Origin of the sequence: Acidovorax delafieldii (genome assembly GCF_007993815.1) — a bacterium.
Lineage (GTDB): Bacteria > Pseudomonadota > Gammaproteobacteria > Burkholderiales > Burkholderiaceae_C > Acidovorax > Acidovorax delafieldii.
The window spans coordinates 25,646-38,433 of the sequence record NZ_VJWE01000001.1; the positions used below are offsets into that span (position 1 = coordinate 25,646).

Annotated in this window: 8 protein-coding genes; all 8 read right to left on the bottom strand. The window is 67.4% G+C overall.

The window, feature by feature from the left end:
• Positions 1–54: 54 nt before the first annotated feature.
• The 8 genes from ATF69_RS00110 to ATF69_RS00145 all read right to left on the bottom strand — a co-directional run bounded on the left by ATF69_RS00110 (position 55) and on the right by ATF69_RS00145 (position 12,786).
• Positions 55–3,228: an efflux RND transporter permease subunit gene (locus ATF69_RS00110; protein ID WP_056748139.1), complete on the bottom strand. Its 3,174-nt coding sequence runs from the start codon at positions 3,226–3,228 to the stop codon at positions 55–57.
• Positions 3,229–3,399: 171 nt separating this feature from the next.
• Positions 3,400–6,513 (bottom strand): MdtB/MuxB family multidrug efflux RND transporter permease subunit, encoded by a 3,114-nt coding sequence (locus ATF69_RS00115; protein WP_146869505.1) that lies wholly within the window; start codon positions 6,511–6,513, stop codon positions 3,400–3,402.
• Positions 6,514–6,567: 54 nt separating this feature from the next.
• Positions 6,568–8,343: an efflux RND transporter periplasmic adaptor subunit gene (locus tag ATF69_RS00120; RefSeq protein ID WP_146869506.1), complete on the bottom strand. Its 1,776-nt coding sequence runs from the start codon at positions 8,341–8,343 to the stop codon at positions 6,568–6,570.
• Positions 8,344–8,493: 150 nt separating this feature from the next.
• Complete coding sequence (locus ATF69_RS00125) at positions 8,494–9,135, bottom strand: LysE family translocator (protein ID WP_099730879.1); 642 nt, start codon at positions 9,133–9,135, stop codon at positions 8,494–8,496.
• A 143-nt stretch (positions 9,136–9,278) separates the two neighbouring features.
• A complete protein-coding gene (locus tag ATF69_RS00130) occupies positions 9,279–9,899 on the bottom strand; it encodes an ABC transporter ATP-binding protein (protein ID WP_146869507.1) in 621 nt (206 codons plus the stop codon).
• A 30-nt stretch (positions 9,900–9,929) separates the two neighbouring features.
• A complete protein-coding gene (locus ATF69_RS00135) occupies positions 9,930–10,847 on the bottom strand; it encodes an EamA family transporter (RefSeq protein WP_056748148.1) in 918 nt (305 codons plus the stop codon).
• Positions 10,844–11,854 carry an SDR family oxidoreductase gene (locus ATF69_RS00140; RefSeq protein ID WP_146869508.1) on the bottom strand — a complete coding sequence of 337 codons (1,011 nt, stop codon included), beginning with the start codon at positions 11,852–11,854 and terminating at the stop codon, positions 10,844–10,846. Before ATF69_RS00140 ends, ATF69_RS00135 begins: the two co-directional genes overlap by 4 nt.
• Complete coding sequence (locus ATF69_RS00145) at positions 11,851–12,786, bottom strand: bile acid:sodium symporter family protein (RefSeq protein ID WP_146869509.1); 936 nt, start codon at positions 12,784–12,786, stop codon at positions 11,851–11,853. Before ATF69_RS00145 ends, ATF69_RS00140 begins: the two co-directional genes overlap by 4 nt.
• Between the last annotated feature and the right edge of the window lie 2 nt (positions 12,787–12,788).

Here is a 12,788-nt window from a genome sequence, read left to right on the forward strand (position 1 = left end):
CCCGGCTGACCTGCGCCGCAGGCCAGGTGACCTGGCGTGAAAAAGTGAAAGAGGTCATCCGTCGTTTCCTTGCAATACCACCGGGGCTACGGGCATGGCGCCCGCCGGCTTGCGGCGCCGCTGCACGGCACGCAGCACGCGCGCACGCAGCCGGTCGAGCGCCACATACACCACCGGCGTGGTGTAGAGCGTGAGCCACTGGCTTACCAGCAGGCCGCCCACAATCGCAATGCCCAGCGGCTGGCGCAGCTCGGCACCATCACCCCGCCCCAGTGCCAGTGGCAGGGCCCCAAAGATGGCGGCCACGGTGGTCATCAAAATGGGGCGCAGCCGCAGGTTGCATGCGCGGTAGATGGCCTGCGCTGCGGTGACGGGCGCCCGCCCATGCTCGCCCTGCTGGCGTTGCCGCGTGAGGGCAAAGTCGATCATCATGATCGCGTTCTTCTTCACGATGCCGATCAGCAGGATCACGCCAATGAGCGCGATGAGCGAGAACTCGGTCTTGAACAACATGAGCGCCAGCAACGCCCCCACGCCCGCAGACGGCAGCGTGGACAGGATGGTGATGGGGTGCACCAGGCTCTCGTACAACATGCCCAGCACCAGGTAGATGGTGATGATTGCTGCCAGGATCAGCAGCGGCTGGCCCGCCAGCGCGTCCTGGAACGCCCCCGCCGTGCCGCTGAACGAGCCACGCACCGACACTGGCACGCCCAGCTCGGCCACCGCATTGTTCACCGCCTCGGTGGCCTGCGACAGCGATACCCCCGGCGCCAGGCTGAAGCTGATGCTGCTGGCGGGTGTGCCCCGGTCGTGGTTGACCGACAGCGGCGTATTGGTGGTGGTGATGCGCGCAAACGCTGTGAGCGGAATCTGCTGGCCCTGGCTGTTGACGAAGAAAAATCCGCGCAGCGTCTCGGGGTTCTGCAGGTAGCGCGGCGCGGCCTCCATGACCACGCGGTACTGGTTGAGCGGGTTGTAGATCACGCCCACCTGGCGCTGGCCGAAGGCGTTGTTGAGTGTGGCGTCGATCTGCGCCATGGTCAGGCCCATCCGGGTCACGGCATCGCGGTCGATGACCAGCGAGGTCTGCAGGCCAAAGTCCTGCACGTCGCTGTTCACGTCCTCCAGCTCGGGCAGCTGGCTCAGCACCTGGCGGATGCGTGGCTCCCAGGTGCGCAGGTCGCCAATGTCGTCGGCCTGCAGGGTGTAGTCGAACGAGGCACCGCTCTGCCGCCCGCCAATGCGGATGTCACGCTGCGGCACCATGAACAGGCGCGCGCCCGGCTCGTTCTTGAGTTGCTCGCGCAGCCGCGTTATCACGGCCTCCGAACTCTCCTGCCCGGGCCCACGCTTGAGGGTCATGAACATCTGCGCCGCATTGCGCTGCCAGCCCCCCGTGAAGCCGGTCACATGCTCCACGGCCGGGTCGGCCTGCACGATGGACAGGAAACGCTGCAGCCGCTGCTCCATGGCCTGGTAGGACGTGGCCTGGTCGGCCCGGATGAAGCCCGAGATGCGCCCGGTGTCCTGCTCGGGCATGAAGCCCTTGTCGATGGCGGTGTAGAGGTACACGTTGAGCCCCACCACACACACCAGCGCCAGCAGGGCCACGGGCTGGTGGCGCAGGCACCAGGCCAGACTGCGGCGGTACAGGCGCATGCCCCGCACCTGCATACGATCCACCCAGCGACCGATCCGATGGCTGAAGGCCGCAGCCCAGCCCCTGCGCCGCGCCGTTGCCGGGCTGTGGGGCTTGAGCAGCGCGGCACACATCATGGGCGTGGTGGTGAGCGACACCACCATCGACACCAGGATGGCCGAGGACATGACGATGGCAAACTCGCGGAAAAACCGCCCCACGATGCCGCCCATGAACAGGATGGGAACAAACACCGCAATCAGCGAGATGCTCATGGACACCACGGTGAAGCCGATCTCACGCGCGCCGTCGAGCGACGCCCTTAGCGCGGTCTTGCCCCGCTCCATGTGGCGCATGATGTTCTCCAGCACCACGATGGCATCGTCCACCACAAAGCCGGTTGCCACCGTGAGCGCCATCAGCGAGAGGTTGTCGAGCGTGTAGCCCGCCAGGTACATCACGCCAAACGTGCCTGCCAGCGACACCGGCACCGCCACGCTGGGGATCAGCGTGGCACGCCCGTTGCGCAAGAACAAGAACACCACCAGCACCACCAGCGCCACGGCAATCAGCAGCGCGCGCTCCACCTCCTTGACGGAAGCCCGCAGCGTGGGTGTGCGGTCGGACACCACCTCGATGTCGATGGCCGCCGGGATGGAGGCCTGCAGCGCGGGCAGCAGCGAGCGCACGCGCTCTACGGCTTCAAGGATGTTGGCGCCGGGCTGCTTGTACACCTGCAGCAGCACCGCCGGCTTGCCATTGGCCACGCCGAAGTTGCGCACGTCCTGCACCGAGTCCACCACGTCGGCCACGTCCTGCAGGCGCACGGCCTGCCCGTTCTTCCAGCGCAGCACCAGGGGCGCGTAGTCGGCCGCCACACGGGCCTGGTCGTTGGTGGCCACCTGCCAGTAGTGGTCTTCCCGCTCCACCGCGCCCAGCGGGCGGTTGGCGTTGGTGCTGACGATGGCGCTGCGCACCTGCTCCAGCGAGATGCCATTGGATGCGAGCCGCACCGGGTCCAGCTCCACACGCACGGCAGGCAGCGCGCCGCCGCTGACCGTGGCCTGGCCCACACCCTCGACCTGCGAGAGCTTTTGCGCCAGCACGGTAGAGGCCGCGTCGTACATCTGCCCGCGTGTGAGCAGGTCCGACGTGAGCGCCAGGATCATGATGGGCGAGTCGGCCGGGTTGACCTTGCGGTAGGTCGGGTTGCTGGGCATGCCCGTGGGCAGCAGCGTGCGCGCGGCGTTGATGGCGGCCTGCACATCGCGCGCTGCGCTGTCCACGTTGCGGTCCAGGTCGAACTGCAGCGTGATGGAGGTGCTGCCCAGAATGGAGCGCGAGGTGATCTCGGTGACACCCGCGATGGCGCCCAGCGACCGCTCCAGCGGCGTGGCGACGGTGGCGGCCATGGTGTCGGGGCTGGCACCGGGCAGGCTGGCGCTGACCGAGATGGTGGGGTAGTCCACCTGCGGCAGCGGCGCCACGGGCAGCAGGAAGAACGACACCGCACCCGCCAGGGCCAGGCCCAGGGTGAGGAGCATGGTGCCGATGGGGCGATGGATGAAGGGGGTGGAGAGGCTCATGGGAGGGCTCTCCGGGTGATTTTTGGGTGTTTTTGGCTGACTGCGCTAGTGTCTATTGGTTTTTTTGCTATCGATAACGTAGCGCACGATGTGCCTTTGTTGGCGGCGGAGGCCGGGCGTCGCCCGGCTCCCGCGCTCAAACTAAGCACGCCATTCAAAAACAGCAACGCTTCAGGCATTCACAACCTCGGAACGCCCACGCCACCGCTGCGCCCACCCCTCAAAAGTGAGGTAAATCACCGGGGTCGTAAACAGCGTGAGCAACTGACTCAGGATCAGCCCGCCCACCATCGTCACCCCCAGCGGATGCCGCAGCTCGCTGCCCACCCCCGTCCCCAGCATCATCGGCAAGGCACCCAGCAAGGCCGCCAACGTCGTCATCAAGATGGGCCGGAACCGCAGCAGACACGCCTGATAAATCGCATCGCGCGCACTCAGGCCTTCGTCCCGCTGCGCCTCCAGCGCAAAGTCGATCATCATGATCGCGTTCTTCTTCACGATGCCGATCAGCAGCACGATGCCGATGATGGCAATGATGTCCAGGTCCAGCCGCGCTGCCATCAACGCCAGCAACGCCCCTACCCCGGCCGAGGGCAGCGTGGACAAGATCGTGACCGGGTGCACCGTGCTCTCATACAGCACGCCCAGCACGATGTACATGGTGACCACCGCCGCCAGGATCAGCAGCAGCGTGTTCGACAGCGACGCCTGGAACGCCAGCGCCGCCCCCTGAAAGCTCGTCTCCACCGACAGCGGCAACTGCCCCCCGGCCTGCACGGCGGCCTTCTCGCGCTCGATGGCCGCCACAGCGTTGCCCAGCGACACCCCCGGCGCGGTATTGAACGAAATGGTGGCGGCGGGCAACTGGCCCACGTGGTTGACCACCAGCGGCATGTTGCGCTCCTCGATGCGCGCCACCGATGACAGTGGCACCGGCGCACCAGCGCTCGACGGCACATAGATGCTCTGCAACGCCTCGGGCCCCACCTTGAACTGTGGCGCCACCTCCAGCACCACGCGGTACTGGTTGGACTGCGTGAAGATGGTCGAGATCAGCCGCTGGCCAAAGGCGTTGTAAAGCGCCGCGTCAATGCCAGCCACCGTCACACCCAGCCGGCTGGCCTGGGCGCGGTCGATCTGCACATAGGCCTGGCGGCCCTGGTCCTGCAGGTCGCTGGCCACATCCGTCAGCTCGGGCAAGGCGCGCAGGCGGCGCAGCAGCTCGGTGGTGCTGGTGGTCAGCTGCTGCATGTCGGGCGATGACAGCAGCCACTGGTACTGCGTGCGCGCCACCCGGTCTTCAATGGTCAGGTCCTGCACGGGTTGGATGAACAGGCGGATGCCCGGCAGGTTCTGCACGCGCTCGGCCAGGCGCTGCTGCACCACACCGGCCTTGTCGCGCTGTGCATGCGGCTGCAGGTCGATCAGCAGGCGGCCGGTGTTGAGCGTGGTGTTGGCGCCGTCGACGCCGATGAACGACGAGACGCTGCGCACGGCGGGGTCTTGCAGCAGCCGTTCGGCCACGGCCTGCTGGCGCTCGGCCATGCCAGCAAACGAGATCGACTGGTCGGCCTCGGTGGTGGCCTGCAGCGTGCCGGTGTCCTGCACCGGAAAGAAGCCCTTGGGGATGAACAGATACAGCACCACGGTGAGCGCCAGCGTGGCCGCAAACACCAGCCAGGTGGTGCCCCGGTGGTTCAGCACCCAGCCCAGCATGCGGCCATAGCCTGCGATGGTGCGATCAAAAAAATGTCCCGTGGCGCGGTACAGGCGGCCATGGCTCTCCTCGGGCGTGTGGCGCAGCAGGCGCGCGCACAGCATCGGCGTGAGCGTGAGCGACACCACGGCCGAGATCAGGATGGACACGGCCAGCGTGATCGCGAACTCGTGGAACAGCCGGCCCACCACATCGCCCATGAACAGCAGCGGGATCAGCACGGCGATCAGCGAGATGGTGAGCGAGATGATGGTGAAGCCGATCTGCTGCGAGCCCTTGAGCGCAGCCGCGAGGGGTGCCTCGCCCTCTTCCACATAGCGGGCAATGTTCTCGATCATCACGATGGCATCGTCCACCACAAAGCCGGTGGAGATGGTCAGCGCCATCAGCGTGAGGTTGTTGATGGAAAACCCCGCGAGGTACATCACGCCACAGGTGCCGATGAGCGACAGCGGCACAGCCACGCTCGGGATCAGCGTGGCCGAGGGGCTGCGCAGGAAGACAAAGATCACCGCCACCACCAGCAGCACAGCCAGGCCCAGCTCCACCTGCATGTCGCGCACCGAGGCACGCACCGTCACCGTGCGGTCCGTCAGCACCTGCACATCCAGCGACGCGGGCAAGGTGCTTTGCAGCTGCGGCAGCAGGGCCTTGATGCGGTCCACCGTGTCGATCACGTTGGCGCCGGGCTGGCGGCGGATGTTGAGGATCACGCCGGGCTTGGCCCCGGTGTCTGCCGTGCCCGCCCAGGCGGCGAGGCGGGTGTTCTCGGCATCGTCCACCGTTTCGGCCACGTCCTTCAGGCGCACGGGGGCGCCATTCTTGAAGGCAATGATGAGGTCGCGGTATTCGGCCGCCGACTGCAGCTGGTCGTTGGCATCGATGGTGGAGGCACGGGCCGGGCCGTCAAAGCCGCCCTTCGCCTGCTTGACGTTGGCGGCTGCGATGGAGGTGCGCACGTCCTCCAGCGTGAGGCCCAGCTGCGCCAGTGCCGTGGGGTTGGCCTGGATGCGCACGGCCGGGCGGCGCCCGCCCGCAATCGCCACCAGGCCCACGCCCTGCACCTGCGAGAGCTTGGGTGCCAGGCGGTTTTCCACCAGGTCGTTCACGCGGATCACAGGCAGCGATGGCGAGGTGATGGCCAGTGTGAGGATGGGCGCATCGGCCGGGTTGACCTTGCTGTACAGCGGCGGCATGGGCAGGTCGCTGGGCAGCAGGTTGCTGCCCGCGTTGATGGCCGCCTGCACCTGCTGCTCGGCCACGTCCAGTGCCATGTCCAGCGCAAAACGCAGCGTGATCACCGAAGCCCCGCCCGAGCTGGTGGACGACATTTGCGACAGCCCCGGCATCTGGCCGAACTGCCGCTCCAGCGGGGCCGTGACGTTGGAGGTCATCACGTCGGGGCTGGCGCCCGGGTACAGCGTGGTGACCTGGATGGTGGGGTAGTCCACCTCGGGCAGGGCCGAGGTGGGCAGCAGCCGGTAGGCCATCAGCCCCGCGATCAGGATCGCCACCATCAGCAGCGCGGTGGCGATGGGGCGCAGGATGAAAAGGCGCGACAGATTCATGGCGGCGGGTGCGCTGGCAAGACAGGCAGGGGAGAAACCGGGGTGCCGCTGCGCTCAGCGCGCCGGGCTGGCTGCGCCACCCTGGGACGGCGGCTGCTGTTGCAGCCGCTCGCGGATGTAGGCACGGCGCTCCTCCTGCGGTAGGGCCATCACGCGGGCGCGCTCGTCGGCGGGCATCTGGTCCAGCAGTGCCTTCACCTGCGGAGGGATGCCCCGTGGGGGGGCGGAGCTACGGTCTGCAGGCGCTGCGGGGGCGGCGGGCGGTGCAGCGCCTGGGGATGCTTGTGGTGCAGCTGCTCTGGGTGGTGCTTCGCTGCGCTGCTGTTGTGGCGCAGCAGAGGCCTGCGGGGCAGACGCAGGGGCAGCGGCGGGAGCACCCACACCCGACACCGAAGAGGCTGCAGCAGACGCCGCCGACGCTGGAGCCGCTGCGCCGCTCGCGCCCATCTGCGCTCGCCGCTCGCGCAAGAAGGCGCGACGCTCTTCGGGGCTCATCTTCTGCAGCTTTTCACGTACATCGGGGGGCAGGGATGCCATGAAGGCGCGGCGCTGCGCGGCCTGGTCCTGGGCTGCCTGGTCGGCGCGGGTGACGGCACCGGCATCGATGACGGCGACCTTGGCGCCTTCACGCAGGCGGTCGATGCCGTCCGTGACCACCTGCTCGCCCTCGCGCAGCTCGCCTTCGACGCTCACACGGTCGCCATCGGTGACGCCCACGCGGATGCGGCGCTGGGTCACGGAACTGTCTTCCTGTACCAGGTAGACATAGTTGTTCTGCACGGCCGTGGCCGGTACGGTCAGCACGCCCTGGAGCAGGTTGACCTGCAGGCGCACGTTGACGAACTGGTTGGGGTACAGGGCGCCGTCTTCATTCGCAAAAGCGGCCTTCACCTTGATGGTGCCGGTGGCGCTGTCGATGGCGTTGTCCAGCGCCACCACGCGGCCCTTGGCCAGCTGGCGGCGGCTGTCGCGGTCCCACAGCTCCACGCTCAGCTCTTCGCCTGCGGCCATGCGGCGACGCATCTGGGGCAGGTGCGCCTCGGGCACGGAGAACGCTGCGTCGATGGGCCGCACCTGGTTGATGGTGACGATGCCGTTCGCGTCGCTCGGCCCCACCACGTTGCCCCGGTCGGCCTGGCGCAAGCCCAGGCGGCCGGCAAAGGGTGCGGTGACCTGGGTGTAGCTCAGTTGCAGGCGCGCGGCGTCCACCTGCGCCTGGTCCGAGGCCACGGTGCCTTCCAGCTGCCGCACCAGTGCGGCCTGGGTGTCTACCTGCTGGCTGGCGATGGAGTCGCGCGCCAGCAGGTCCTGATAACGCTTGAGGTCGAGCTGAGCATTCTTGAGCAGCGCCTGGTCACGCTGCAGCGTGCCCTGCGCCTGCGACAGCGCCGCCTGGTAGCTGCGCGCATCGATCTCGGCCAGCACCTGGCCTGCACGCACCTCGTCACCTTCCTTGAAGCGCACCGACGTCAGCTCGCCGCCGACCTTGGCGCGCACCACGGCGGTGGCGCGTGCGCTCATGGTGCCGATGGCGCTCACCACCACCCGCACATCGCCCCGCTGCACGGTGCCTACCGACACGGGCTGTACGTTGCCCCCACCAAAGCGCCCGGGCCCACTGCCGGGCTTGCGCGCCGCGTTAGGTCCCGTGGCGGCACCGCCAGCGCTGGCCGCGGCCGATGCATCCTGGCGCTGTTTCCACCACCAGGCACCACCTCCCACCGCAGCCAGCGCCACGGAGGCCAGTAACAACGCGGAGATCCAGCGCAGCTTGCCGGACTGCAATCTTGCGGGCCTCTGTGGACGGGTCAACGAACGGTTCAGGGGCATGGTGGGGCGCAACGAGGAATGAGCGAACGGGTATGGTAGCCAGCGCACCCCCCGTGGCTGCCGCCCGGCGGGTACCCTTTACCGGGGATTTACGCGCGCTTTGGGCGGGGTTTACCGATGTATCGGCTCAGCCCCGCCAGGGGGCAGCAATCAGCGGTTGGTGGCCAGCAGAAGGCCGCCAGCACCCATGAAGAAACCGCCGGTGGCCTTGTTCAGGCGGGCCACACCGCGCGAGGTGCGGATGAAGCGGCGGATCTGGCGCCCGAAGCTGGCGTAAACGGCCGTCGAGACGAATTCGCTGCCCAGATAGATGGAGCCCAGCACCAGAAACTGGCGCGCTGCAGGCTGCGCGGGGTCGATGAACTGCGGAAAGATCGCCGCGAACAGGATGATCGCCTTGGGGTTGGTGATGCCCAGCAAAAACTCCTGCGCAATGAGAGCACGCAGATGGAACTGGACCGGTTGACCCGATGCCTGGCCACTGCCAGGTGCATCCTCCAGCGCCAGGCCGCTGAACTCGCGGCTGTGCCAGGCCTTCCAGCCCAGCCAGAACAGGTAGGCAGCACCCACCCACTTCACAGCCGTGAACGCCGCTTCGGACGCCAGCAGCATCGCCCCCAGCCCCACCGCAGACACCGTCAGAAAGATCGCGAACGCCGCTGCCCGGCCCACCGTGGCGATCATCGCGGGGCCCACGCCTGCGCGGATGCCGTTGTTGAGGCCACAGAAGTTGTTGGGCCCCGGGGTGAGCGAGATGGCGATGGCAACCGGAACAAATAGCAGCGCATCCATGGGACAGTCCTTGCAGGGTGAGGCGTGTGTGAGGGGGAACGGTCAGCACCGCAGTCTACGGCAGACCCTGCCTACACGGCCGACCCCAGGGCACATGCCCCCAAGGCGCCCTCTACCACCTCACAACGCCTTTGAACAGGTTCTTACAGATCCAGCACCGAGCCCCAGGTCACATCGGGCAGGGCTTCGTAATGCGCCACAACGGTCAGGCGGTCTGGTCTGGCCGCTTGGGATGCCAGGGCCTGCGCCAGGTAGCGAATGGAGGGCTTGTCCAGCCCGCCCACAGGCTCGTCGATCAAGGTCAACGGTGCATTCGAGGCCAAGGCCCCTGCCATGAGCACCTTGCGCTTGCTGCCGGTGGACAGGGCGTAGAAAGGCTTGTCCAGATGCTCGTGCAGGCTGAACCCGTCGATGTGCTCCACCAAGGCTGCCACATCCCATTGGGGGTAGCGTGCGGGCAGGCTGTCGAGCCAACCCCTGGCAGTGAGCGGGTCCCACTCGCTGGATCGCGGGTCCGCCCAGAAGACCCATGGTGCCGAGGCCTTTGCGGCCTGGTTCAGGTCCACCCCTTGCAGCGTGATGCTGCCAGCCTGCGCCGTCAGCTCGCCAGCCAGCAGACGCAGCAACGTCGTCTTGCCGGTGCTTTCATCACCCCGCACCAGAGCCAGGCCCGGGGGCCAGGCCAGCGACAGGTTGTCCAGCACTGCACACTCCGGGTACGCAAACCGCAACCCCTTCACCCACAAAAACACGCTCTCAGCCACCCTGTCTCCTCGATGCGGAAAGCGAACATTCTAGGAAGCTGCAGCACGCCGGGCCCACCACAAGCCTCCCACCTGGTTCACCACCAGCCCGCAGAGCACTGCGGCTGCGCCCAACCACTGCAGAGGCGCCGGGGTTTCACCCAGAAAGGCATAGGCCGCCCACAGCCCCACCACCGGCACCAGCAGCGAAAACGGCGTGACCCGCCCCGCTGCATGGCGTTGCAGCAGCTGCGTCCACAGCGTGTAGGCCAGCAGCGTGGCCAAGAAGGCCAGGTAGGCCACGGCCAAGAGCCCCGTGCCACTCAAAGACTGCAGCTGTGCCCACACGGCGGTGGAGCCCTCGCTCCACAACGCCAGCGCAAAGAACGGCCCAATAGGCACCACACTGCTCCACACGATGAACGGAAACGGCGCATACGCCCCGGCCTGTGCCGCGCGGCGCGCCACCAGATTGGACACCGCCCACATGAATGCGGCGCCGAGGGTGAGCACAAACCCCGCCAGCGTCATCTGGCCCGGCCCCTCGCCATGCGCGAGGCCGATGGTCATCAAGCCGCCGAACGCCAGCAACAAGCCCCCCCACTGCCAGGGCTTGGCACGCTCACCCAGCAACGGCGCGGCCAGCAGCAAAGTGAAGAACGCCTGGGTCTGCATCACCACCGACGCCATGCCCGCCGTCATGCCCAGCTGCAGCCCCAGAAACAGAAAGCCGAACTGCCCCAGCCCCTGCGCCATCCCGTAGCCCACCACAAAGCGCCAGGGCAAGGCCGGACGCGGTACGAACAACAAGAAGGGCAGCGATGCCGCCGTAAAGCGCAGCGCGCCCAGCAGCATGGGACTCAGGCCCTGCAGGCCGAGCTTCATCACCACAAAGTTCAGCCCCCAGATGACCACCACCGCCAGGGCACGCAACAGGTCGCCACGGCTCAAGGCCGCTGGCGTACTCATGCGGCCGCCACGGACACGCCCGCAGCTATGGGGCGGCCCTGCAGCGCCCGGGCAGCGACGAAGGCCTCAAACGCCTGGGCGCTGGTCTTGCCCGGCACATAGCCCAGCACCTCCTTGAGTGCAGTGTTCAGCAGCACAGGCCGGTAGCGCAGAAAGTCGAGCTGCTCGGGGCCGTAGCGGCTCACACCCAGCGCGGAGCCCACGGCCAGCGCGGTGCGCAGCAGCCCTGCAGGTAGCTCCAGCACGGGCTTGCCCAAGCGCTGTGCGATCTCGCGCAAGGGCAAGGCACCGTCGCCCGCCAGGTTGAAACAGCCAGCCCGCTGCGTGCGCAGCGCATGCAGGATGGCACCAGTCACGTCTTCGTCCCAGATGAACACAAACGGGCTCTCGCTACCCCGGATGGCGAGCAGGCGCGGCTTTTCAAACAAGGCGGTGATCTGGTTGTCCACCCGCTCTCCCAGGATGGTGCCGATGCGCAGCACCGTCTGCGCCAGCGCCGGGTGCTGCGTGCGGTATTGCGCCAGCATCTCTTCCACCAGCCGCTTGTGGTGCGAATAGGCAAAGACCTCGTTGCCCCGCAGCGCGTCCGTCTCGCGCAACCACGCGGGGTTGTCGGCGTGGTAGCCGTACGCCGCGCCACTGGAGCTGACGACTAACTGCTTCACGCCGGTGGCCACACAGGCATCCAGCACGTTCTGGCTGCCCAGCACGTCCACCGAATATTCAAACTCGCGGCTGGAACCCTTGCCGGGCGTAACGATGGACGCCAGGTGCACCACGCTGTCGATGGCGGTGTCTGCCAGCGTCTGCGCAAGACCGGGGTCGCGCACGTCCTGGACCCGGTAGGTCACACCGGGCAGGCGACGCTCGGCGGGCACCTCGCGCACGTCGGTCGCCACAATGGTCCCGACCCCTTCACGCGCCAGTGCAGCCACCACGCTGCGGCCCAAGAAACCGTCTGCTCCGGTGACCAGAATGCGGCGGCTTTTCCACCCCATGCCGGTCATGCGCGCTGCTCCTTGCGGGCATCGGCCGCCGGTAGTTCGGCGGGCCTGCGCCCCCACCAGCCTGCCAGTGCCAGCCCCGCGATGATGTCCCAGAAGCCCCACACGCCCGCCACCACGGCCATGCCCCCCAGCCCGCCAAAGAAGCTGAAGATCAGCACCAGACCCAGACCTGCGTTGCGGATGCCCACCTCGATGCTCACCGCGCGCCGGTCGTAGTCCGGCAAGCCGCTGAGCCGCGCGCAGGCGTAGCCGGTGCCGAAGGCCAGCGCATCGTGCAGTGCCACGGCCAGCAGCACAAGGCCCACGTAGTCCAGAAAGTAACGCCAGTTGCCCGCCACCGCGCCCACGATGAAACCGATGAGGCACAGAAAGCTGAGGATGCGCACGGGCTTGTTCACGCGCTGTGTGAAGCGCGGCAGCTTTTCTGCGCACAGGATGCCCAGCACAAAGGGCAGCCCGATGATCACCACGATGTGACCCGCCATCTCCAGCGGGTCAAGCGCAATGCTGCGCAGCAGCGGCGCCGCCGTGGGGTGCATGCCGCCCCAGAACGCGAAGTTGAGCGGCATGAGCACGATGGCCAGCGCGTTGGAGATGGCCGTCATCGACACCGACAGCGCCACATTGCCTCCCGCGCGGTGCGTGAGGATGTTGCTCACATTGCCGGGCGGGCAGCAGGCGACCAGAATCATGCCCAGCGCGATGCTGGGCCCGGGCTTGAGCAGCAGCGTGAGCACAAAGGTCACCGCAGGCAATACGATGAACTGCGCGGCAATGCCCACCGCCATGGCACCGGGCATGCGCAGCACGCGCTTGAAGTCCGCCACGCGCGTATCCAGCGCAATGCCGAACATGAGAAAACCCAGCACCACATTGAGCACCACCAGCGACGCGGGGTTGAAGTTGAGGCGTATTTCGTCCACAGGCAGCATGG